The organism is Mesorhizobium sp. BE184, from assembly GCF_031457045.1.
In the GTDB taxonomy this organism is placed as follows: Bacteria; Pseudomonadota; Alphaproteobacteria; order Rhizobiales; family Rhizobiaceae; genus Mesorhizobium.
In genome coordinates this window covers 913853-937601 of record NZ_JAVDVU010000001.1, presented here as the reverse complement: position 1 = coordinate 937601, position 23749 = coordinate 913853, and the positions used below count along the sequence as shown (strand labels likewise).

The window sequence follows — 23749 nt, the reverse complement described above, 5'->3', positions numbered from 1 at the left end:
AGGTTGCCAGCGTGCGCCTGCGAAGCCGACGCGCCTTAATCGAAACGCAGCGGCAGTCGGACGACGAACTCGGCGCCCTTTGTCTTGGCGCTTGTGCAGCTGAGGTCGCCGCCGAACCGTTCGACGATCTGCCGGCTGATCGGCAGTCCGAGGCCGACGCCTCCCTGCCGCGCCTTCTGGCCGCGGAAGAACTTGGTGAAGATGAGTTCGCGATCCTTCAGCGGAATGCCCGGACCGTTGTCGGTCACTCGCGCCTCGTAGAAGCCTTTCCTTCCGGCGGCGCCGGTTACGACGACCTCAGGATTGGCGCTCGTATTGTGCTTGATGGCATTCGAGACGAGGTTGATGAAGACCTGCGTCAGACGATCCCTGCTTCCAAGCACGCGGGCATTGCGCGACCGGCGGCCGCGCTTGATCCTGACGCCGGCAGCGCGGGCAAGCGGCTCGCAGGTCTCGACGGCCTGATCGATGGCGGTCTCCGGATCGAACACCGTCACCTCCCAGGTCTGTGTCCCCGGCTCCAGGAAATTCAGATCGAGAATTCCGTCGAGCAACCGTGTCAGGCGGAAACTTTCCGACTGGATGATGCCGAGGAAATGGAGCTTGCGCGATTCGTCGAGGTCGCGGTTCTTGAGCAATATCTCGCTGAACGAGCGGATCGACGTCATCGGGGTCCGGACCTCGTGGCTGACCTGGCTGAGGAACTCGTCCTTCTGCACGTCGATCTCACGCAGCCTGTCGTTCGCCTCTGCCAGTTCCGCCGCCGTCGCCTCGATCTGCCGGGACTTGCTTTCCAGTTCGGCTGAATAGGCGCGAATCTGTTCCGCCTCGCCGGCGAGGCGCTTCAGTTCGTCGACGCTGATCGTTTCGCTGGTGACGACGCGCGACACCAGCGAACGGGCGGACGCCGCGCCGACATTCGCCGCAAGGCGGGTTTCGACCAGGGTTATGAGCTCGTCGCTGGCGATGACGGCGGGTTCCACGTCGCCCTTGTCGAACAGGCTGACCGATTCGACCGGCCCGAGGATGCGGTCGGCGATCTGGCGCAATTCCGAGACCCTCGCCGTGCGGCGGATGACGCCGAGTTCGCTCTCCGTCTGCCGGCGGAAAATATCGATGAACAGCGTCGCTTGAAAGCGGGTCAGCGGCGTCGGTTCGCGCAGCAACGAGACAATTACCAGCAGCGCCGTATTGACGGTCATGCTCCAGAACAGCGCATGCACCAGCGGGTCGAACGCATCCAGACCGAACAGCGCGTGCGGGTTCAGCCAGTTCAGCCCGAAGGGTCCGTTGGCGATGACGTCCGCCGACATCAGAAACGCGCCTTTGAAGCTCGGCAGGAAAAGCGTGTAGGCCCAGATCAGGAAGCCGGCGGCGAGGCCGGCAATGGCGCCGCGGTGTGTGGCCCGGTGCCAGTACAGCCCCGCGATCAGACTGGGCAGAGGCTGGATCAGGCCGCAGAACGAGATCAACCCGATCGAAGCCAGCGCACCGGAGGTCCGGCTTATCCAGAAATAGGTGAAACCGAGGAAGATGGTGAAGACGATGCTCATGCGCCGGGCGACGAGGATGAAATTACGCGCGCTCTGTCCCCCGCCGGTCGGAACCAGGGAGAAGCGCAGGGCCAGGGGCATGACGATATGGTTGGAGATCATCGTCGACAGCGCGATCGAAGATACGATCACCATCGAAGTCGCCGATGAAAATCCGCCGAGAAACGCAAGCAGGCCGACTGTCTCGCCGCCATTCGTCATCGGCAGCGTCAATACGAAGAGATCGGGGTCGGAACCCGGCGGCAGGTTGTTGAGCCCGGCCATAGCAATCGGGATGACGAACAGATTGATGAGCAAGAGATAAAGCGGAAACATCCAGGAAGCCGTGCGGATCTGTTCCTCGCTGGAATTCTCGACGACCGTCACCTGAAACTGGCGCGGCAGGCAGATGACGGCCGCACCGGACAGGAAGCAGAGCGCGACCCAGCGCGCCGCGAAACCTTCTTCCGGGCTCATCAGGCTTGCCGGCGCGTTGCGGAACATCAAATCCGGCGTCCGCGAAAGGACGAAAAAAACCCATAGGCCGACGGCCATGAAGGCAACGAGCTTCACCAGCGCCTCGACCGCGATCGCCGCGATCACGCCGTGATGGCGCTCGTTCACGTCGATGTTGCGAACGCCGAAGACGATCGAGAACAGACACAGGCCCGCAGCCAGCCAGAAGGCGACGGCGAAGTCCGGCTCTAGCGGACGGGAAGCGGCCACCACCGCTCCCGCCGGATAAGTGATGACCTGGAAGCTGGCGGTCAGCGCCTTAAGCTGCAACGCGATATAGGGGGTGATGGCAACCAGGGCGAGGATAGTGATGAGCGCGCCGAGCACCGGACTTTTGCCAAATCGCGCTGAGATGAAATCGGCGATCGAGGTCGTGTGATGGACCCGCCCGACGGTGACGAGCTTCCGCAGAAACAGCCACCAACCGGCGAACACGATTGTCGGGCCAAGATAGATGGTGAGGAATTCCAGCCCGTTCTTCGCCGCCGAGCCGACGGAGCCGAAAAAGGTCCACGAGCTGCAATAGATGGAGATCGACAGTGTGTAGACGAGCGGCGAGGAGAGCAACCCTGCCGGGTTCTTGCGCGCCCTGCTATCGCCGGCGAAAGCGACGGCGAACAGGATGGCGACATAGGTTATGCAGACGAAGACGACGAAATTGGCCTGATGCATCAGTGCTGACCGGGTAGCCGCTGCCCTGCAGCGTCTGCCGCGTCGCTGGCGCCTTCCACAGTCCGCGCATGGCGGCGCGCCAGCAACCAGGCGCTGAACACGATCGCCGCCCATATGCCGAAGACATAAATCAGGACGAGCGGGATACCGGCGACGCGGGCGGGTGCAATGAAAACGAGCAGGAATGGCGGCAGAAACAGGAACGCGGCGGCGACGGGCAGAAGCGTCGCGGCATCGCGCGTGCCTTGCGCGTCCGCCTCCCAGCGCCTCATTTCGACACACCTTCAGCCAGTTGGCAGACCCGTTCGACGATCTCGGTGTTGGAAAACGGTTTGGTGATGAAGGCCGTCGCGCCGAAGGCCTCCGCTGCACTGCGATCAGCCGCCTGCCCTTTGGCGGTGAGCACGATAACCGGCAGACGGTCCAGCGCCCGGTCGGAGCGCACTGCGCGCAAAACGTCGAGGCCGCTGACCCCCGGCAGCATGATGTCGAGAATGAGAACCGAATAGATATGCCTGCTCAGACGCCGCAGAGCTTCAGTCCCGTCCAGCGCGGTATCGACTTCGAAATCGGCGCGCTGCAGGATAAAACTCAGGGATTCGACGATATGCGGCTCATCTTCGACGATGAGAACGCGGGTTTTTGACAAGTCCGGCTACCTCCCGTTCACCGAATTCTTTCCATCCTACACACATCGCGAGCCAGCCGGCATACATCTTTGTGACTACATGTCACAAGAAAAGCGGCGCCTCCTGCCGATGGCCGCACTGCTGGCGCGGACACATCCGGCAGGTGGTCCCAACCGGAACGGCGACCTGCGCATCCAGCCCGTCGGCATAGACGACACGACTGGCGTCCGCAGCCGGACAAACAAGCATGATAGAGAGAAGATGCCGAGGAAACGCAACCGTTTGCGGCCGCTTCTCTATGGCGCGGGCGAAGAAAAGGAAGCGATCGCCCGCCGGCAATGTGCCAAACGACCGCACCGTCGCGCCGGGGCTCTGGAAAGCGGCGTAGATCGCCCATAACGGACAGGCGTTGCTGTAGCGCGGCAAAGGCAGTGCCGGCAGCGGGAGACGCTTGGTTATATAGCCGGAAGGGTCGGAGCGCATGAACGCGAAGCGCACCCCTTCCGCGCCCGGGCGACGCAGCGTCGCAAGCCGGTGGGACGCCTGCTCGTAGGATACGGCGAATTGCCGCGACAGCGCATCGAGATCGTAGCGCCGCCGCTCGGTCGCTTCGAGAAACTGCTCATACGGCATCAGTATCGCCGCCGCGACATAGGCATGAAGCGCGGAAGCGGCATAGGAGCGGGCCTCCTCCGAGGCCAGCGCCGGGTGGGTCCCGACAAGTCGCATGACGGCCGGCTGCGCGAGCGGCGTGGACATTTGCATGATCGCACGGAAACGCCGGGATTCGACGCTGTCGAGCGGCGCGTTGAACTCCTCCGAGGCCGGGGCACCGGCTCCGGCGATTGCGCCGGCAAATTCCCGGCTTTTCCGGAAATCATCGGCGACTTGCTCGAGTTCGCCGAAATAATTGTCGGAGTCCAGCATGAGAGCATCGACCTGCTCCATCGCAGTGCCCGACTGGACGCGCATCTCCGGATTGTCGAAGAAGGTCGCCAATGCCCTCGCTGTCTCCGACAGGTTCTCGCTGTCGGCCGCCACGATCCGCAGGAAACGGCTTCGTTGCGCATCGCTGAGCCGGTCATCCGTCTCGAGAATCTCGGATGCTGAGCGGATCGCGGTCACGTTGGTCAGAATCCGGTGGACGCTTTCTCCGAGAAACGGGTCTCTATTGAGCCGATCGGCCAAGGCCAAAACGGACTGGTTGCGGTCGATGAAGGCCCGGTAAACCCGCAAGAGCAGATCGGCCCATTCCGGATGGCGGCTGACGAACTCCAGATCGGTGCTCGGCCCCTGCGGTCTTCCGGAAAAAGCCGGGTCCGACAGGAGTTCGTTCAGACCGTCGATGGTGCGCCGCTCCGCGGTGTCGTCCAGTTCGGAGCGTTCGACGCCCAGGCCCGCTGCGACGCGGTCGATCAACGCGCCGGCAACCGTGCGCTTGTTCATTTCGATAAGGTTCAGATAGGACGGCGAGATGCCCGTTCGCTGCGCCAGTTCACCCTGCGTAAGCCCGGCGTTCTTGCGCAGTGCCCGTATCTTCGAGCCAGCCAGACTACGCATCATGTTCCTCCGCCCAATTTCAGGTTTGTAAATTACTGACAAAACAAGCGTCATTCAACTACAAGGATTTACAAAAATTCTCTGTTAAACCAAAGGCTTATTGATAGAATGACAATTATCACCCACGATAGTGCGGGCGAAACGCTCATCCGCACCGCTTTCACCGGCGCGGTATCAATGGGAGGTATCAATGAAATTCGAGAACGTGAACCGCCGCTTCATTCTCAAAAGCGGTGCGGCCTTGGGCGTCGGCCTTGCCGCGCCGATGCATTTCATTCGCGGAGCCTATGCCGAGGACATGTCCTGCAACATGCCGAAGGGCGACACAGTGACCTTCGGCTGGAACGTGCCGCTGACCGGAGCTTACGCCGACGAAGGCGCCGACGAACTCAAGGCCTTCCAGCTCGCCGTCAAGCACCTCAACGGTGAAGGCGACGGCGGCATGATCGCAACGATGAAGCCGACCGCGCTCAAGGGCAACGGCATCCTCGGCAAGAAGGTCGCCTATGTGCAGAGCGACTCGCAGACCAAGTCCGATGCGGCCCGCGACGGCGCCAAGCGCATGGTAGAGCGCGACGGCGCGATCATGATCTCCGGCGGTTCGTCATCGGGCGTGGCGGTCGCCGTGCAGGGTCTGTGTCAGGAACTGGGCATCATCTTCATGTCGGGTCTCACGCATTCCAACGACACAACGGGCAAGGACAAGAAGCGCTACGGCTTCCGTCACTTCTTCAATGCCTATCAGTCGGGCGTGGCGCTCGGCCCCGTGCTTGGCCAGGAATACGGCAAGGAGCGCAGGGCCTATCATCTGACGGCCGACTACACCTGGGGCTGGACGCAGGAAGAATCGATGAAGGCGGCCACCGAGAAGCTCGGCTGGAAAACCGTCGCCGCGGTGCGCACGCCGCTCGGCGCAGCGGACTTTTCGCAGTACATCACGCCGGTCCTTAATTCGGGCGCCGACGTTCTGATCCTCAACCACTATGGCAAGGACATGGTCAACTCGCTGACCCAGTCGGTGCAGTTCGGCCTGCGCGACAAGCAGGTCAACGGCAAGAAATTTGAAATCGTCGTGCCGCTGTTCTCCGAGCTGATGGCGCAGGGCGCGGGCGACGCGGTCAAGGGCATCTACGGCACCGGCAACTGGGACTGGAAACTCGACGACGACGCGACCAAGGCCTTCACCAAATCCTTCGGCGCCGAATTCGGCTCGCCTCCGTCACAGGCCGCGCACACCTGCTACGTGCAGGCGCTGCTCTATGCCGACGCCTGCGAGCGCGCCGGCACCTTCTACGCACCCGCCGTCATCAAGGCGCTGGAAGGCTTCGAATTCGATGGCATGGGCAATGGCAAGACGCTCTACCGCGCCGAGGACCATCAGTGCATGAAGTCCTGCGTCGTGGTGAAGGGCAAGGAGAACCCGAAGGACAAATTCGACCTGATGGAAGTCGTGAAGGTCGTGCCGCGCGAAGAGCTCGACTACGATCCCGCCATCTTCGGTGGCGAGCTTGGTCCGTCCGATCCGAAGCAGTGCTGATCTGACGGTCCACGCCGGCCGCCAGATTGTCCTCCGGCGGTCGGCTCCTTTCACCTCGATAGCGAGACCGGCAAACGGCGATGGATGCACTTCTGCTTCAAGTATTGAACGGCCTCGACAAGGGCGGCGCCTACGCGCTGATCGCGCTCGGTCTCACCCTGGTTTTCGGAACGCTCGGCGTGGTGAATTTCGCGCATGGCGCACTGTTCATGCTGGGCGCCTTCTGCGCCGTCACATTCAACAGGCTGCTCAATCTCGAAAGCGTCGTCATCGATCCCGCACAGAAGACGCCCTGGGGCACACCGCTGGAGGTGCGGACGCCCTATGTCGAGGCGTGGCTCGGCGATTTCGGCGCTTTTCTCAACGATTATTCGGTTCCGGCATCGATCGTACTCGCTGTCCCCGTCATGCTCGTCATCGGCATCGTGATGGAGCGCGGCCTCATCCGCCATTTCTACAAGCGGCCCCATGCTGATCAGATACTCGTGACCTTCGGTCTGGCGATCATCATCCAGGAAATCATCAAGCACTTCTTCGGCGCCAATCCGATACCGCAACCGGCGCCCGAAGCCTTCGGCGGCACCGTCTATGTCGGAGAAATCCTCGGCATGGGGCAGACGCTCGCCTATCCGTGGTGGCGCATCGTCTATCTCTTCTTCTCGCTGGCGGTGATCGGCGCGGTGTTCGCGTTCCTGCAATTCACCACCTATGGCATGGTGGTGCGCGCCGGCATGCACGACCGGCAAACCGTCGGTTTCCTCGGCATCGACATCGAACGACGGTTCACCGTGGTGTTCGGCCTCGCTGCTGTGATCGCCGGTGTCGCCGGCGTCATGTACACGCCGATCGTGCCGCCCGATTACCACATGGGAATGGAATTCCTGGTGCTTTCCTTCGTCGTCGTGGTGGTCGGCGGCATGGGTTCGCTCGGCGGCGCGGTGGTCGCTGGTTTCCTGCTTGGGATCCTGCAGTCCTTCGCCTCGATGAACGAAGTCAAGGCGATCATCCCCGGCATCGACCACGTCATCATCTATCTGGTCGCCGTCGTCATTCTGCTGACCTTGCCGCGTGGCCTGCTCGGCCGCAAAGGCATGATGGAGGACTGAGCCAGTGTTCAACAATCCCGCCCGCAACGACTGGCTGCTGCTGGCCGGCTTCTCCGCCGTCGTCCTCTGCCTGCCGGTCCTTCTCGAGCCGATCGGCGCGGCCTATCCCGCGCTGATGCAGAAATTCTGCATCTTCGGCATTTTCGCGATCGGCTTCAACATCCTCTTCGGCCTGACGGGATATCTGTCGTTCGGCCATGCCGCGTTCCTGGGCGTCGGCTCCTACGCCGCCGTATGGTCATTCAAGCTGTTCACGATGAACGCCATTCCGGCGATCGTCATGGCCGTCGTCTTCGCCGCACTGTTCGCCGTGGTCATCGGCTATGTCAGCCTGAAGCGGTCAGGAATCTACTTCTCCATCCTGACGCTGGCCTTCGCCCAGATGTGCTACAATCTGGTCTATTCGGTGCTGACGCCGCTGACCAATGGCGAGACCGGCCTGCAGCTTTCGCTTCAGGATCCGCGCGTCATCGACGCGATGTTCATCGAGCCGGCGGCGGGACTGCCGCGCGTCAATCTCTTCGCCCTCAACATCAGCGGCGGCGGCTATGCCGGGTTTTATCTGTGTGCCGTAATGCTGATCATTTGCTTCTTCATTGCAATGTGCATCTTCCGCTCGCCCTTCGGCATGATGCTGCGGGCGATCAAGTCCAACCAGACCCGCATGCGCTACACCGGTTTCAACACCCGCCCTTATCTGCTCACGGCATTCGTCATTTCCGGCATGTATGCGGGGCTTGCCGGCGGGCTGATGGCCGTCACCGATCCGCTTGTCGGCGCCGAGCGGATGCAATGGACCGCGTCAGGCGAAGTGGTGCTTATGACGATTCTTGGCGGCGCCGGCACACTGGTCGGGCCGGTGCTCGGAGCAGCGGTCATCAAATATTGCGAGAACATCTTTTCGTCCTTCAGCCCGGGCACGCTGCACGGCGCATTCGGTTTTCTGCCGGATGCGATCGAGGACCCGATCGTCAGTTTCCTTTCGCTCTTCGTCGGCGACGGCTGGAATCTGACGCTCGGGGTGGTGTTCATGCTCATCGTGATCTTCCTGCCCGGCGGCATTATGGAAGGACTGCGGCGCATCCGCATGATGTTCAACCGGCGGCCCGGCAATGGCAGGAAGATTCCCGCCACGCAAACCCAACCGGCGGAGTAGCACCATGTCGACACGCAACGTCGTCCTCCACGTCGCCGACGTCCACAAGAGGTTCGCCGGGCTCCACGCCCTGGCCGACATCGATCTCCAGGTCGAGGAAGGCACCATCCATGCCATCATCGGACCGAACGGCGCCGGCAAATCGACCCTGCTCAATGTCTGTATCGGCCGCCTCGCCCCCGACAGCGGCGCGGTCGTCTTCGACGGCCAGGTCATCACCGGCAAGCAACCGCACGAGATTAACCAGATGGGTGTCGTGCGCGTCTTCCAGACGCCGGAGATATTTCCCGACCTGTCCCTGCTCCACAACGTCATGGTTCCGGCCTTCGCCAAGCGCGATGGGCCATTCCGGCTCAATGCCTTCCAACCGGTCTGGAGGCGGACGGATATCCGCGACGAGGCCATGCACTGGCTTGAGGATGTCGGCCTCGCCACACAGAGCCATGCCATCGCCGGCAGCCTGTCGCGCGGCGACAAGCGCCGGTTGGAACTCGCCATGGGCCTGGTGCAGAAACCGCGCCTGCTGCTGCTCGACGAGCCGACAGCCGGCATGTCGCGCCATGACACCAATTCGACCATCGACCTTCTTAAGAAATTCAAGGGCCGCGGCATGACCAAAGTCATCATCGAACACGACATGCATGTCGTGTTTTCGCTGGCCGACCGCATCACGGTGCTGGCACAGGGCAGGATCATCGCCGATGGCCCTCCCGACGAAGTCAGGGGCAACCCGAAGGTCCAGGAAGCCTATCTGGGAGGCGTGCACTGATGAATGCCATGACGATGTCGGACGTGAGTGCAGCCACGACGGCGCCCGCCTATTTCAGCGTGCGCGACATCCACGCCTATTACGGCGAGAGCTATATCGTGCAGGGCGTCAGCTTCGATGTCGCCGAGGGCGACGTCATTGCTCTTCTCGGCCGTAACGGCGCCGGCAAGACATCGACGCTGCGTACGCTGGCCCGAGCCCAGGACCCGGAATTGAAGGGCGGGGAGATCTGGCTGAACGGCCAACCCCTCCACAAGCTCAAGGATTTCCAGGCCGCTCAACTAGGCGTGCAGCTCGTCCAGGAAGATCGCCGCATCATCCCCGGCCTTACCGTGGAAGAGAACCTCATCCTTGCCCGTATCGCCGAGCCGAAGGGCTGGCCCCTAGAGCAGATCTACGAGCACTTCCCACGCCTTGCGGAGCGTCGCAAGCAGGAGGGCGTGACGCTTTCCGGCGGTGAGCAGCAGATGCTCGCCGTGGCCCGCGCTTTGGCCCGCGACATCAAACTGCTTCTGCTCGACGAACCCTATGAAGGGCTTGCGCCGGTCATCGTGCAAGAGATCGAACGCATTGTGCGGGAGATCAAGAAACTCGGCATCACCACCATCATCGTAGAACAGAATGCGGTGGCCGCGCTGGAGTTGGCAAACCGGGCCCTGATCCTCGATATGGGCCAGATCGTTTTCGACGGCACGGCGCAGGACGTGCTCGGCGATGTCGAGCTTCGCAACAAATATCTCGCGCTGTAGGCCCAACGGGTTACCGCATTCAGTTGCCCCGGCCGTTTGTAGCGCCGGTTCAGCTCACCGGGTTGAAGGCCGCCCAGAGCGAGACGGCGATCCCGGTGCAGAGCAGGAACAGCCCGTTCCAGCGCCAGCCGACCGTGTAGGCGCTGACCCGACCAAGCCGCGCCACCAGCGCCGTCACCGCGGTGAACGGCGACGTGGCGCCAGACAGGGCCCAGCCGCCGGTGATCGCGACGACGAGTTGGTCGGGCGTCAAACCATAGAGAGCGGGCTGCGGGAACAGACCGCCGACCAGCGATGCCGCCAATATTGGGTGCAGACCGACCTGCCCCGCCGCCGGCATCCACCAGACCACCAGGACGAGCACCAGCCAGCCGGGCATGGCCGGCAAGGCGACGGTCTGGATGACCGGACCCAGCAGTTCGACCGAAAGCAGACCGGTAAACGTGGCGGCGATGACCAGCATCGATTCCGACGAGAACAGCGGCAATTCCTCTCGCGCGAATTGGCCGATCCAGCTGCCCGCCGCCGCGACCCTGCGGCTGCCCGAACCGCCGGCGCGAACCAGCACGATCACCAGCGCCATGAACGGCACCATGATCAGCACGGCGACCGATGTCGACATGCCGGTCGTCAGGACGATGGCGGCAGCGCCGGCGAAAAGGGCGCCGAGAAGCAGAGCAAGCGGCAGCAGGTCCTTCGCGGCTCCCAGGACGGCCGTGGGACGCGTCGCGACCACCTGCGGCTTGAAAAGCGAATCCAGGAACCAGCCGATCCCCATGATGAGCACGCTGGTGCCAAGCGCGCCGGGTACCGAGCCGATCCAGTCCGATCCCGGCACCACGGCGGTCGAGATGATCATCGGAAAGGCCACCGGGGACCAGCACAGCGTCGCAACGAAACCCCGCTGGATGGCGAGCAGCATGCGGCGCTCGCGCGCCTGCCGCAGCCAGCCGTCGGGCTCGCGCGCCGTGATGTTGGTGACCAGCCCGCCCAGCAGCGTGACGGCGCCATATTGGAGTATATGGGAAAACAGTTGCGAGCCCAGCGTCAGCGCCGCATAGCGGCGGCCGGGCGGCTGACTGACCAGATAGAGGCCGGAACGGACGATGCCGGGAATGTCGTTGACCGCTGAACGCAGCGACAGCAGCGAGACGAACACGGCAACGACCCAGGCCGAGCGCACGGCGACCGACTCGATCAGCAGAACCATGTCGGAGCGGGTCGAAAAGCCGAAGACCAGGAAGGCAAGTCCGGCAGCGGCGAGGATGAGCACGGAAAAACTCAGCCGCCGCAATTGCAGCAGCGCAAACCCGGTAACCAGCATCGCAGCGATGTTACCGGCCTGCTGACGAAAACCAAATTCGCCGACGATGACGGCGCAGGTGGCGGCAACGAGGAGCGCGCCCGCGATGCCTTGCCAGTCGCCGGCAACAAGCCGCTTCGCCGGCGGCCCATCCGGTTCCAGCTCTGGTCCCGCGCCCTGCGCGGGCGGGGACTGGTCGTTCATGCGTCGGCCGGCACTTCGAGGAAAAGGTTCGCCAGTTCGTTCTTCTTGACCTTGCCGGTCGTCGTCAGCGGCAGGTCGATTTCGCGCACGAACCGGTAGGCGCGCGGCATCTTGTAGGCGGCCAGCTCCTTCTTGAGCGCTTCCGCCAGCTTCTTTTCCGCGCCGGGACCGGGGTCGCTTTCAGTGACCACCACGGCGCCGATGATCTCGTCGCGCACCGCATCCGGGACACCCACGACGAAGGCAAGTTGCACGCCTTCCTGCTGCATGAGGATTTCCTCGACCTCGGCCGGCGCGACGTTGATGCCGCCGGTCTTGATCATCTCCTTCATGCGGCCACGGAAGTGAAGGTATCCCTCATCGTCGAGCAGCCCCAGATCGCCGGTGCGGAAATACCCGTCCGGGGTGAAGGCATCGCGGTTCTTGTCCTCGTCCTTGTAGTAGCCCTTGGTGACGTAGCGCTTGACCTGGACCTCGCCTGTGGCGCCTGCCGGCAGGGGCTTGAACGTTTCCGGATCGACGACGCGCAGATCGACCCCGTCGAGCGGCCGTCCGACGGTGGCGAAACGCTTGCTGGCCGGGTCGAGCTTGCCGTCGGTGACGGTGCAATTGCCGTAGGTCTCGGTCAGCCCGTAGATGTGGCATATCTCCCTGGCGCCGAGATCGACGACGCGCTGGAGTTGGTCCGGCAGGCCGGTGGCGCCGCCAGAACGCAGGGTGCTCAGGTCGCGCTTGGGCCGATCGGAATGCTCCGCCATGGCCTGCGCCATGTTCGGCGTGCCGTAGTAGAGGGTGCAGCGCTCTTCCTCGATGAGGCGCAGGGCTTCGCCGGCCTCGAAATGCTCCTGCAACACAAGGCATCCGCCATGGGTGAAGATGTTGAAGAGCGCGTTCTCGCAGCCCAGCCCCCAATAGAGCGAAACGGCCAGCCACAGACGGTCCTCATGCGTGCAATGCATCCGCTCGCCGATGTTCCACATGTTCTCGATCAGGCCGTAATGCTGGAGCTGGACGCCCTTCGGCGTCGAGGTCGAGCCCGAGGTGTAGAGCAGATAGGTAACGTCGAGCGGATCGACGGCGGCGGCGGCATCGTCCAGAATCTTGTCGGAGACGTTCGCGCCCATGCCGTAGACATCGTTGAACGGCACACTTTCCTTGTAGCCTTCGGCGCCGACATGGATGAAGCGCTTCAGCTTCGGCATCGCCTCCGCATGCGGCTCAAGCTCTGTCAGCATGGCGGCGTAGTCGTATTTCAGGAAGCGACTGGTGTAGACCAGCGTGTCGGCGTCGGAGTGATTGAGGATGTAGGCAAGCTCGCGCGCCGTCACCCAGGTGTTGACCGAGACCATGATGCCGCCAAGGCTGCAGACGGCGAGATCGGCGATGATCCATTCCCATTTGTTGCCCATCAGGATGGCGACGCGGCTGCCCTTGCCGATACCCATGGCCGACAGGCCCTTGGCGAAGGCGCGCACTTCCGCCCGCAACTGGGCATAGGTAAAGCGCTTGTCGCGGGCAACGAGCGCCTCGCGGTCAGGCCAGGTATCCGCAAGCTCCTTCAGCAATGCCGGGATGGTTCGTGCATTCGGGATCGTCGGCATCGCTATACCTCAGGACAGGTTGTAGAAATTGAGGGCGTTGGCGCCCAGCATCTGCTCGGCTTCCGCTTCGGTGAACCGATAACCCCATCTGGCCGCATTGGCCGGAAGGTCGCGGAAGAAATCGACCCAATGCCGCAGTTCGGAACGCTCTCCAGTGAAGCGTTTGCCGGAGGCGTGATCCGAGGCGAAGAGGATGCGTTCGCTGCCGACCAGCGAGCGCCATGTGGCCAGCCGCGCGACGAGATCACCGGGATTTTCGGCGAGATGCTCGTTCCAGTTGGACACATCGAGAACGCAGTTGGGGAGATCGGCGACAGCTTCGGCCGCCACCTGCCACCACAGCGGAAAGCCGGCATGGCACAGGATGATCTTGAGATCGGGAAGCGCCTTGGCCAGCCGCGCGACGTGAACCGGATGGACCGGATTATTCTCGGAATAATCGGCGCCGGCGAAATCGGTCCACACCCCTGCCCGTGTGTGGATCTGCACCGGCACACCCAGATCCGCGGCAAGCCTGAACATCGGGCGAACATTCTCGCCATCGGCGGCGAAGCCGTCCGGCGTCAGTTCGCCGATGCCGACGAGGCCGTAGTCCCTCACGCCCCGCTTGATGGAGTCGAGATAGCCTGCGCGGCGGAAATCCACCGAGACATGGCAATGCAGCCGGTTTCTGTGGCGCTTCTGCAGTTCGCCATAGAATTCGATCTGGCGGTCGACATTGACGCGCGGCTCTTCGCCGAAGACCGGCTCGCCGACGTCGATCATCATGATCATCGAACGGTCGACGCCGGCGCGGTCCATGTTGGCGACGAAGTCGTCACCATCGGGGTCCTCGACGCCGGACAAGAGCCGCGGCAGGATCATGTCGGCGCTGCGATCGTCGGCCTTCGCCGCCCACTGTTCGGCGGCGCGGCGAAAGAACGCCGGCGGCAGGAAGCCTTCGCCCCAGATATGCGCGTGTGAATCGACGACCGTCACGTCCAGACCTCCCGGCGCGTCCGCGCCTCTGAACCCTCAATGTGTTCGCAGCATTTTCGGAAATCGGCGCCGCGCGGACAATCGCGGCGAATGGCATAGCAGGTATAGATAGGACTTTCGGACAAGGCCGGAGAGCGACCCAGCTTAGTGGTCGAGCTGCGCGCGCGGCATCCAGACACCGTCCTTAACCAGGTCGCGGACCAGCAGCGTCACCATCTTGGCCAGCGTGCGGGTGGCGTTGGTGACGGGACGCTGGGTGGAGGTAGCGAGAACGAGATGCCGCGTCATCCTCGGCTCGACGATCGAGGTGGCGGTCAGGTCGCCCGCCTCGACCTTGGCGCTGACGGCGGCGTAGGGCAGGATCGTATAACCGATGCCCTGTTCCACCATGTTGACGACGGCGCTGAGGCTGTCGATCTCGTATTCGACATTCGGATAGATGCGCTGCGGGCCGAGCAGCGACTCCACCAGAACGCGCAGCCCGTGCGGATGCGACGGCAGGATGAGCGGCATTTCGGCTAGACTGGCCCCGTTCACCGGGCCTTCCACCGCCATATCAGGCTTGCGGCCGGGACCGATCAGCAGCAGTTCCTCTTCGATCAAGGGCTGTGTCAGCAGCGTCGAGGTCTTGGGCGCGTTATAAAGGATGGCGACATCAATGCGGCCGGTCGAAAGCCATTCGAGGACGTGCCCGCTGTAGCCTTCCTGCACCTTCAGCTTGATGCGGGGATATTCCTCGTGGAAACGCTGGATCAGCGGCGCCGTCAGCACGGAACCCGCAGTCGGCGGCATGCCTATGGAAATCTTGCCGCTCGGGTCCGACCGCAAGGTGTCGATATCGGCGGAAATGGACCCGACGGAGCTGACGATCGCGCGCGCGTGCTCGACGACGATCTGGCCGGCATCGGAAACGACGATGCCGCGGCCGTTACGGTAGAGCAGCTCGACGCCAAGCTCTTCCTCAAGGCTGCGGATCTGGCGCGAAAGCACCGGCTGGGCGACCGAAAGCACGACCGCCGCCTTGGAAAAACTGCCCAATTCGGAGACGGACAGGAGGTATTTGAGCTGCTTCAACTCCATGGGGGCAATATGCCTTCTGGCGTCCGCGGAAGATACGACCAAGGGCCACCATTAACAATATATCTGATAGGATCAGTGGGCGTCTGACGATGACGGAGCGCGGCCACTAGTCTGTTGGTTCAGGCTTAAACCAGGCACGCGAGGACGCGCCATGCTCAACAAATCGACAGACAATCCCGCCTTGGGCGACGACAAGGCTGAAATCCGCGAAGCCGTCACGGCGCTGTGTGCGCGGTTTCCCGACAAATACTGGCGCGAGGTGGACCGCGAGCGGCGCTATCCCTCCGAATTCGTCAAGGCGATGACCGAGGCCGGCTATCTCGGCGCGCTGATCCCGGAAGAGTATGGCGGCTCCGGCCTCGGCCTCTCCGATGCCGTCGCCATTCTCGAAACCGTCCATGCCAATGGCGGCAATGGCAGCGCCTGCCATGCGCAGATGTATGTCATGGGCATCATCCTGCGCCATGGCAACGAGGAGCAGAAGCAGCGCTGGCTGCCCAAGATCGCGTCGGGTGAACTGCGCCTGCAGGCGTTCGGCGTGACCGAACCCACCGCCGGCACCGACACCACCTCGATCAAGACGACCGCCGTGCGCGAAGGCGACCACTATGTCGTGAACGGTCAGAAGATATGGACGTCGCGCGCCGAACATTCCGACCTGATGGTTCTGCTTGTCCGCACGACGCCAAAAGACAAGGTGACGAAACGTGCCGACGGGCTGTCGATCCTCGTCGTCGACATGCGCGAGGCCGTCGGCAACGGGCTGACCATCCGCCCCATCCGCACGATGATGAACCATGCGACCACCGAGGTGTTCTTCGACAATCTCAAGGTTCCGGCCGATCATCTGATCGGCGAGGAAGGCAAGGGCTTCCGCTACGTGCTCGACGGCATGAATGCCGAGCGGCTGCTGATCGCCTCGGAATGCATCGGCGACGCGAACTGGTTCATCAACAAGGCGGCGGCTTACTCTGGCGAGCGCGTCGTCTTCGGACGGCCCATCGGCCAGAACCAGGGTGTGCAGTTCCCCATCGCCCGCTCCTATGCGGAAATGTCGGCCGCGCGGCTGATGGTCTATCACGGCGCCAGCCTCTACGAGCAACACGCGCCCTGCGGCAAGGAAGCCAATATGGCGAAGCTTCTGGCTTCCGAAGCCGCATGGCACGCCGCCGAGGCTTGCCTGCAAACACATGGCGGGTTCGGTTTCGCCGAAGAGTACGATGTCGAGCGCAAGTTCCGCGAGACGCGGCTCTACCAGGTCGCTCCGATCTCGACGAACCTCATCCTCGCATTCATCGCCGAGCACGTTCTCGGCATGCCGCGCTCCTACTGAGCAGCGGCGACCGGATCATCACAAAGGAGGAGGAAACCATGCGACTTCCCGTCGCCGACGCCTACACGCTGGCCGAAAAGGTCATGACGAAACTGGGCTGCACCCCGGACGAGGCGCGAATCGCCGCCGGCCACCTGATGGACAGCGAGTTGCGCGGTCTCGACTATGCGGGCTTTGCCCGCATGATCTCGATCTCGGAGCGGCTTGAAAAGCAGGGCCGTTCGACCAGGCCGATCACGGTGCTCAGGGAAACGCCGGTGTCGGCGCGGCTCGATGGCGCCGACAAGCTCGGCTACATCGTGGCGCAGCGGGCGACCGAGATCGCCATCGAGAAGGCCAAGGCCGGCGGCATCGCCATCGTCGGCGCCAGCGACACCTGGTACACCGGCATGCTGTCCTACTACGCCGAGATGGCGGCCGAACACGACCTCGTCACCATGATCGCGTCGAACGCCTCACCCTGGGTGGCGCCGCATGGGGGCACGGAGGGGCGCTTCGGCACCAACCCCATCTGCTTCGGCTTTCCCAGCAAGGGCGAGCCGGTGATCTGGGACATCGGAACCTCGGCGATCATCCATGCGCAGGTCGTGCTGGCGCGGCGGCTAGGGCAGCAATTGTCGCCCGGCATGGCTTTCGGGCCTGACGGCAAGCCGACCAACGATCCGGACGCGGCCCTGCAAGGCGCCTTCGCGCCGTGGGGCGGCCATCGCGGCTCGGGTCTGGCCATGGTGGTGCAGATGCTCGGCATGCTGGCGGGATCGCCGATGATCCCCGGCGAACTGCGCGAATTCGGCTATCTCATCGTCGCCATCCGGCCCGACATCCTGACCGATACGGACGCCTTCAAGGCCGAGATTTCAAGCTATGCCGAAGCCGTTCGCTCGACCCGGCCGGTCGAGGGCGGCGAGCCAGTGCGGATGCCGTTCGACCGCTCCCGCGCCGACCGCGCCGCAGCCATCGAACGCGGCTACATCGAAATGCCGGACACAGTCCATGCCGGCATTCAGGCGATCCTCAACGCCGCCTGAACCAGGCTGCCGGAACTATCCAAAAGGCCGCCTGGGAGGGCGGCCTTTTCTATTGCCCGGCAACCACTCGTCTCTTCAAGAAAAAACCCGCGGCCATCGCTGGCCGCGGGCGGTTGTCCTGGGAGTCGGACGGCCTATCAGTTCGTCGGCCAGACCGGGTCGGCCAGCGCCGATTCCGGCGGATAGATCGGCTTCGGTTCGCCGCCCTGCCATTGCACGATAATCAGCTTGGCATTGACGTTGTGGCCGGCCTCGTCGAACTTGATGTGACCGCCGGGATAGTACTTGGCCGGACCTTCGGTCGTGTCCATCTTGCGCAGGGCCTCGCCCACCGCCTTCTTGTCGGCCTTGCCGGCGTCTTCCAGCGCCTGCTTGAACAGCCACATGTCGCCATAGGCGCTGATGGAATCCTGCGTCATCCAGGGTTCGCCGGTTTCGGTCTTGAAACGCTGGATGATTTCTTCCTGACCCTTGGCGCCCCAATTGCCGACGACCGACATCACGCCCTCGAGCAGGTCGGGACCGATATTCTTCAGAAGCTCCGGTGCGCCGATGTGAGCGCCGCTCGAGATGATCGGCATCCGTCCGCCGCCGAGATTGAACTCGTTGACCTTCTCCAGCATCAGCTTGTCGTCCGGCACCGAGGTGCCCAGCATGATGAGAAACTCAGGCCGCTTCGAACGCGCCTGCTGGATCAGCGCGGTGGCGTCGGCCAGAGGCGGCGTGAAGGTTTCGTCGAACAAAAGGTCGATGCCCATTGCCTTCAATCCGCCCTCGCGCATTGGCTTGGCGAAGCTGACCGAGGAAGCCGTGTTGTCGGAAACGATGCCGGTCTTGGTCGGCTTCTTGCCGGTCGCCTTCTGCGCCACTTCCATCAGCGCCGGCAGTGCGTCTTCCGCCTGCTTCACACCCGTCGGCGGCATCTGGAAGATGTATTTGAAGCCGCGCGAGGTGATCTGGTCGGAATAGGACAGCGTCACCATCGGCAGTTCGGCGCGCTCGGTCACTTCCGAGACCGACAGCGTGAAGGACGACAGCCATGCGCCTGAGACACCGACCAGATCCGGCTCCTGCGAGACCATGCGCTGGGCGGCGTTCTTTGCCTTTTCCGTCGTGTCGCCGGCATCGAAGATCATCAGCTTCATCTTGGCGCCGCCGAGCTTTTCGACGCCTCCGGCTGCGTTGATGTCCTTGATGGCCAGTTCGGCGCCCTTCTTCATCAATTCGCCCTGGCGCGCCCAGGGGCCGGACATCGGTGCGATCAGCGCCACCTTGACCTCGGCCGGGTTCGCCTGGGCGAAGACCGACCCATAGGAAACAGCCGACATTGCGAGCGCCGTGACGCCGGTCATGAGAACTCTTCTGCGTGTAACCATTCTATATTCCTCCCGAATGTTTCGTGGTCGTCTTAGATGCCGAGATAGGCCTTGCGGACCCTGTCGTCGGAAAGCAATTCAGTCTGGGCGCCTTCCAGCACCACCCGACCGGTTTCAATGACGTAACCGCGGTCGCAGCTTTCGAGCGCCTCGACGGCGCGCTGCTCGACCAGCAGGACCGTCAGGTTGCGCGCCTTGCGGATTTCGACGATCGCCTCGAAGATCGAATCGGCGACCGCCGGAGCCAGACCCATCGACGGTTCGTCAAGCATCAGAAGCTTCGGCGACGAGGCCAGTCCGCGCGCAATGGCGACCATCTGCTGCTGGCCGCCGGAAAGCGTGCCCGCCTGCTGCAGACGCCTTTCGCCCAGGATCGGAAACAGCTTGAGGACATAGTCGAGATTGTCCTTCCAGTGCTTCTGGCCGGCCTCGGTGTAGGCGCCCATCTCGAGGTTTTCCTCGACCGTCAGATTTGGAAAAACCTGCCGCCCTTCCGGAACGTGGGCGATGCCCAGATGCGGACGTTCATGCGCCGGAACGGCGTTGAGGTCGCGGCCTTCGAAAGTGATCGCACCGGACCGCACCGGCACCGAGCCGGATATGGATTTGAACAGCGTCGTCTTGCCGGCGCCGTTGGGGCCGACGATGGAAACGAAGTCGCCGCTGTTGACGGTCAGCGATATGCCGTTGAGCGCCGATACGCCGCCGTAGGCAACATGGAGGTCCCTGATCTCAAGCACGTTCGCGCCACCTTTTGCCGAGATAAGCTTCGATGACCTTGGGATCGCGCATCATGTCGCGCGGCTTGCCCTCGCCGAGCAGGGCCCCGTGGTCGAGGACGATGAAGTGGTCGGCCAGCCGCAGCATGGCCTGCATCGTGTGCTCGATAATCAATATGGTGATGCCGGACTCGGTCAGCTTGCGAAGCACGACGATGACGTCGTTGATTTCGCTCGAGCCCAACCCGGCGAGGATTTCGTCGAGGAACAGGATCTTCGGCTTGCCGGCCAGCGCGCGCGCCAGCTCCATCAGCCGCTGCTCCTTGCTCGGCAGCCCGCCAGCCGGGCGATCCGCGTCGGCTTCCATGCCAACCAGAGCCAGGGCCTCGCGGGCGTGCCGGAAAGCCGTCTCGTCGTCGTCTGCCCGCACATAGGCGCCGACAAGGACGTTATCGAGCACGGACAGCCGGGCGAACGGGCGGGCGACCTGGAACGTGCGCCCTACCCCCAGCTTGCAGACGCCGCTTGGCTGGAGACCGATCAGGTTCTGGCCTTCGAGCGTCACCTCGCCGGTGCTTGGCGTGACAAAGCCATTGAGAAGGTTGAACAGGGTGGTCTTGCCAGCGCCGTTCGGTCCGATAATTCCGACGACCGCGCCTTCCGGCACCTTGAACGACACGTTCTGCAGTGCCTTGAGACCACCGAAATTCTTCGACAGGTCGCGGACTTCGAGGATAGTCCTGCCGGACATGATCTCCGGACGCTCGATCAGTTCTCCGGGATCGGAGAAAACAGTCTCCACATCGCCGGGCTTTTGGTCCTTGTCATCGCGCCCGAGAAGATCGCGGACTTTCCAGAAGATGCCTTCCGGCGCCAGCAGGATGACCAGCACGATGGCGACGCCGAACACCACGCCCTGGATGCCAGGCAGCACATTGCCGAGTTCGGCATGGAGCGTCTCGGACAAGGGGATGAGGATCGCCGCGCCGATGACGGGACCCCAGACGGTGCCGATGCCGCCGAACAGCGCCATGATGAGCGCCTGCGCCGATGTCAGCATGGAGAACACGCTGGCCGGCGTCACCACGATGAGGATCACCGCATAGAAGCCGCCTATGGCGCCGGCGATCGCGCCGGATATGGCGATGGCCTTGAGCTTCCACTTGCGGGTCTCGATGCCCGCCGCTTCGGCCGCCAGTTCGTTCTGCTTGATGGCAAGCAGCGCCATGCCGAAGCGGGTGGTCTCGATCCAGCGCGAGATGAGGATCGCGACGATCAGCAGCACCAGCGCGATCACCGAATAGATGCGGCCATCGGAAAACTGCATGAAGGCGGCGGGATTCTCGCGATGCATCGGCAGCGCGACTTCCTGATAGCCCAGCCATTCGAAGACGTAGAGCAGCGCCAGCGGATAGGCGAGCATGGCGAGCGCGAAATAATGACCGCGCAGCCGGAAGGTCGGCAGGCCGACAAGGACGCCGGCTATCGCGCCGACGACGCCCGCCAGCGGTATGCCGATCCACGGCGTCAGGCCGAAATGCAGCAAGGAGAGCGCCACCGTGTAAGCGCCGAGGCCGAAGAAGGCCGCGTGGCCGAACGACACCAGGCCGGAATAACCGGACAGCACGTTCCACGAGATGCCCATGACCGCCCAGATGGCGACCAGGGTCAGCATCAACTGGTAATACTGGTCCGGAACGATGAAGACGAGCAGCAGGTAGACCGCGGAAAGGGCGGCCAGTATGCCGGCGGAACGTTTGAAGCTGGTACCGCGGCCCATCACACGCGCTCCACGCTATTGCCGAACAGGCCTTGGGGCCGGAAGAAAATGACGAGGAGGAAGACGACGAAGATCGCCGTGTTCTGCAGCTGGATCGGCAGGATCAGCGTCGAAAGCTGCTGCACCAGGCCGATGGTCATGCCGCCCCAGAATGCGCCGGTGATGGAGCCCAGTCCGCCCAGCACCACACCGGCATACATGACGATGACGAACTCGATGCCGACATAGGGCTGGAACGGATAGTACATGGCGACCAGTCCGCCGGCGACAGCGGTGATCGCGGTGCCGATGCCGAAGGCGATGCGGTGCGCCCGGTCGACGTTGATACCCATGTACTGCGCCGCCACGACGTTGTCGGCGGAAGCGCGCAGCGCCTTGCCGAGCCGTGTGCGGGTGACGAAGGCATAGAGGCCCAAGGCCACCAGGATCGACACCACGGCGCCGACCAGACGCGCCTTGTTGAGGAAGACACTGACCCATTCGCCAACGAGCGGCCCGACTTCCCAGGCGCTCGAGGACATGGGTGTGCGGATCGAATTCGGCTCCGATCCGAACAGGATCAGGCCGCCGTTCTGCAGGATGAGCGCGATGCCGAGCGTCAGGATGAGCTGCGCGTAGTGGCCCTGGTTGTCGCTCGACGCGACGCTGACGCCTGTCACCCGCGAAACCAGAAACTGATGCATGAAATAGCCGACGACGTAGAGGATGGGCCCAGCCAGCATCGCGGCAATGACAGGGCCGGCGTACGGACCGAGGAAGGCGAGAACGCCGAAGCCGGTGAACAGGTACCAGGCGGCGTACATGCCCAGCATCATCAGATCGCCCTGCGCGAAGTTGATGACGCGCATGATGCCGAAGATCATGCCGAGGCCCGTGCACATCAATCCATACAGGCAGCCGACCATCAGGCCGGCGGCGAGCGCCTGCAGGAAATTCTCAAGCAGGATGAGATTGTCGCTCATGCTACGTCCATGACATGGCTGGCACGACGCGATGCGCGCTGAACAAGCCGGTGGCGAAGAGACATCGGCGATCCTCCCTGATCCTGCCGCAGCGTCCGGCCTGCCCGAAAGGCGACCGGATAAGTTGCCCTAGTAGGTAGCCCCGCCCCTCGCGCGTCAATTCAGGCCATACGCATAGCTGCTATAGTGGTACCTGCTTCCGCCAAGCGAATAAGGATTCCGTCAAATCGCTGCTACGGCCCTGCGAAGGCCGCCAAGGGAGAAGCCCATGCCGATCAAGACCGGGGACATAAAGCTGGTCGCACAGACCGAGGATGTCTTGGGCGAAGTGCCGTTGTGGCATCCCGAGCGCAAGGTGCTGACGTGGATCGACGTGCTCAAGCCCGCCTTTCATGCCTACGATCCCGCAACCGGGACGACAGAGAGCTGGACGCCGCCGGAAAAGCTCGGCTCCTACGCAATCACCGATTCACAAGAGGTTTTGATTTCGGGCCGCAACGGCATGGCGCTGTGGAGCCCGACCGACGGTGCCCTGCACCGTCTCTCGCATCCTGAAAGCGACAGGCCGGACAACATTTTGAACGACGGGCGGACCGATCCGCGCGGACGCTTTCTCGTCGCCAGCATGGACAAGATGCTGTCGGGCGCCAAAGGCCGGCTTTGGCAGGTCAGCGGTGCCAAAGGCACGCAGCTTGTGCAGGACAAGGACATCTTCCTGCCGAACTCGATCTGCTGGAGCCCGGATGGCGCGACATTCTACCTCGGCGACAGCCACACCAATCTGATCTTCGCCCATGACTACGATGTCGACACTGGCGCGATTTCCAATCGCCGTCTGTTTGCCGACACCAAGGGTTTGCCGGGCGATGTGGACGGCTCCAGCGTCGATGCCGAGGGTTATCTGTGGAATGCGCGTTACGATGGCGGTTGCCTGATCCGCTTCACGCCCGACGGCAAGGTCGACCAGACACTCGAACTCGGCGTGACCAAGCCGACGCATGTCACCTTTGGCGGGCCGGACCTGAAGACCATGTACGTCACCACCGCCCGATTCCGCCTTCCGGCCGAGAAACTCGCGTCCGAACCGTTCTCCGGCGGGCTGCTGGCGATGGACTCGGATGTGGCCGGACTGCCCGAAGCGCTCTATTCCTGACGCAAA

20 protein-coding genes are annotated in these 23749 nt (G+C 63.1%); 8 read left to right on the top strand and 12 right to left on the bottom strand.

What is annotated here, in order from left to right; genetic code table 11:
- Window positions 1–35 precede the first annotated feature (35 nt).
- The 4 genes from J2X35_RS04555 to J2X35_RS04540 form a co-directional block, all read right to left on the bottom strand.
- Window positions 36–2720: a sensor histidine kinase gene (locus tag J2X35_RS04555; RefSeq protein WP_310181823.1), complete on the bottom strand. Its 2685-nt coding sequence runs from the start codon at window positions 2718–2720 to the stop codon at window positions 36–38.
- The gene (locus tag J2X35_RS04550) at window positions 2720–2992 is read right to left on the bottom strand and encodes a hypothetical protein (protein WP_310181820.1); all 273 of its coding nucleotides are present in this window, start codon (window positions 2990–2992) and stop codon (window positions 2720–2722) included. The genes J2X35_RS04555 and J2X35_RS04550 overlap by 1 nt, the downstream gene beginning before the upstream one ends.
- The gene (locus J2X35_RS04545; protein ID WP_310181818.1) at window positions 2989–3369 is read right to left on the bottom strand and encodes a response regulator; all 381 of its coding nucleotides are present in this window, start codon (window positions 3367–3369) and stop codon (window positions 2989–2991) included. The genes J2X35_RS04550 and J2X35_RS04545 overlap by 4 nt, the downstream gene beginning before the upstream one ends.
- An 82-nt stretch (window positions 3370–3451) precedes the next feature.
- Complete coding sequence (locus J2X35_RS04540) at window positions 3452–4909, bottom strand: short-chain fatty acyl-CoA regulator family protein (protein ID WP_310181815.1); 1458 nt, start codon at window positions 4907–4909, stop codon at window positions 3452–3454.
- Between the two features lie 190 nt (window positions 4910–5099).
- Between J2X35_RS04540 and J2X35_RS04535 the strand changes: the two genes are divergently transcribed.
- From J2X35_RS04535 to J2X35_RS04515, 5 genes are all read left to right on the top strand, one after another.
- Complete coding sequence (locus J2X35_RS04535) at window positions 5100–6446, top strand: substrate-binding protein (RefSeq protein ID WP_056109226.1); 1347 nt, start codon at window positions 5100–5102, stop codon at window positions 6444–6446.
- 80 nt (window positions 6447–6526) lie between these two features.
- A complete protein-coding gene (locus J2X35_RS04530) occupies window positions 6527–7552 on the top strand; it encodes a branched-chain amino acid ABC transporter permease (protein WP_310181812.1) in 1026 nt (341 codons plus the stop codon).
- A gap of 4 nt (window positions 7553–7556) precedes the next feature.
- Complete coding sequence (locus J2X35_RS04525; protein WP_310181810.1) at window positions 7557–8708, top strand: branched-chain amino acid ABC transporter permease; 1152 nt, start codon at window positions 7557–7559, stop codon at window positions 8706–8708.
- A gap of 4 nt (window positions 8709–8712) precedes the next feature.
- Window positions 8713–9477 (top strand): ABC transporter ATP-binding protein, encoded by a 765-nt coding sequence (locus J2X35_RS04520; RefSeq protein ID WP_056109219.1) that lies wholly within the window; start codon window positions 8713–8715, stop codon window positions 9475–9477.
- Entirely contained in the window at window positions 9477–10226 is a 750-nt protein-coding gene (locus J2X35_RS04515) for an ABC transporter ATP-binding protein (RefSeq protein WP_056109215.1), read from the top strand. The genes J2X35_RS04520 and J2X35_RS04515 overlap by 1 nt, the downstream gene beginning before the upstream one ends.
- Window positions 10227–10275: 49 nt before the next feature.
- Here J2X35_RS04515 and J2X35_RS04510 read toward each other — a convergent pair whose 3' ends face one another.
- From J2X35_RS04510 to J2X35_RS04495, 4 genes are all read right to left on the bottom strand, one after another.
- Window positions 10276–11733 (bottom strand): hypothetical protein, encoded by a 1458-nt coding sequence (locus J2X35_RS04510; RefSeq protein ID WP_310181808.1) that lies wholly within the window; start codon window positions 11731–11733, stop codon window positions 10276–10278.
- Window positions 11730–13334 (bottom strand): AMP-binding protein, encoded by a 1605-nt coding sequence (locus tag J2X35_RS04505; protein ID WP_310181804.1) that lies wholly within the window; start codon window positions 13332–13334, stop codon window positions 11730–11732. Before J2X35_RS04505 ends, J2X35_RS04510 begins: the two co-directional genes overlap by 4 nt.
- A gap of 9 nt (window positions 13335–13343) precedes the next feature.
- Window positions 13344–14312 (bottom strand): amidohydrolase family protein, encoded by a 969-nt coding sequence (locus J2X35_RS04500; protein ID WP_310181801.1) that lies wholly within the window; start codon window positions 14310–14312, stop codon window positions 13344–13346.
- Window positions 14313–14456: 144 nt separating this feature from the next.
- Window positions 14457–15392 carry a LysR substrate-binding domain-containing protein gene (locus J2X35_RS04495; RefSeq protein WP_310181799.1) on the bottom strand — a complete coding sequence of 312 codons (936 nt, stop codon included), beginning with the start codon at window positions 15390–15392 and terminating at the stop codon, window positions 14457–14459.
- A gap of 151 nt (window positions 15393–15543) precedes the next feature.
- On the opposite strand from J2X35_RS04495, the gene J2X35_RS04490 reads away from it, so the two are divergent.
- Together J2X35_RS04490 and J2X35_RS04485 are read left to right on the top strand one after the other, a co-directional pair.
- Window positions 15544–16725: an acyl-CoA dehydrogenase family protein gene (locus J2X35_RS04490; RefSeq protein WP_056109202.1), complete on the top strand. Its 1182-nt coding sequence runs from the start codon at window positions 15544–15546 to the stop codon at window positions 16723–16725.
- A 38-nt stretch (window positions 16726–16763) separates the two neighbouring features.
- Window positions 16764–17753: an Ldh family oxidoreductase gene (locus tag J2X35_RS04485; RefSeq protein ID WP_310181793.1), complete on the top strand. Its 990-nt coding sequence runs from the start codon at window positions 16764–16766 to the stop codon at window positions 17751–17753.
- A 137-nt stretch (window positions 17754–17890) separates the two neighbouring features.
- Here J2X35_RS04485 and J2X35_RS04480 read toward each other — a convergent pair whose 3' ends face one another.
- Genes J2X35_RS04480 through J2X35_RS04465 form a run of 4 tightly spaced genes read right to left on the bottom strand, consistent with a single transcriptional unit; the run spans window position 17891 to window position 22590 of the window.
- Window positions 17891–19105, bottom strand: coding sequence for an ABC transporter substrate-binding protein (locus tag J2X35_RS04480; RefSeq protein ID WP_310181790.1), 1215 nt, complete (start codon window positions 19103–19105; stop codon window positions 17891–17893).
- A 56-nt stretch (window positions 19106–19161) separates the two neighbouring features.
- On the bottom strand, window positions 19162–19869 hold the full coding sequence (locus tag J2X35_RS04475) for an ABC transporter ATP-binding protein (protein ID WP_056109193.1): 708 nt from the start codon (window positions 19867–19869) through the stop codon (window positions 19162–19164).
- A complete protein-coding gene (locus J2X35_RS04470; RefSeq protein WP_056109190.1) occupies window positions 19862–21628 on the bottom strand; it encodes an ABC transporter permease subunit in 1767 nt (588 codons plus the stop codon). Before J2X35_RS04470 ends, J2X35_RS04475 begins: the two co-directional genes overlap by 8 nt.
- On the bottom strand, window positions 21628–22590 hold the full coding sequence (locus J2X35_RS04465) for a branched-chain amino acid ABC transporter permease (protein WP_056109187.1): 963 nt from the start codon (window positions 22588–22590) through the stop codon (window positions 21628–21630). Before J2X35_RS04465 ends, J2X35_RS04470 begins: the two co-directional genes overlap by 1 nt.
- A 268-nt stretch (window positions 22591–22858) precedes the next feature.
- On the opposite strand from J2X35_RS04465, the gene J2X35_RS04460 reads away from it, so the two are divergent.
- Entirely contained in the window at window positions 22859–23743 is an 885-nt protein-coding gene (locus J2X35_RS04460; RefSeq protein ID WP_310181787.1) for an SMP-30/gluconolactonase/LRE family protein, read from the top strand.
- The last annotated feature ends 6 nt before the right edge of the window (window positions 23744–23749 follow it).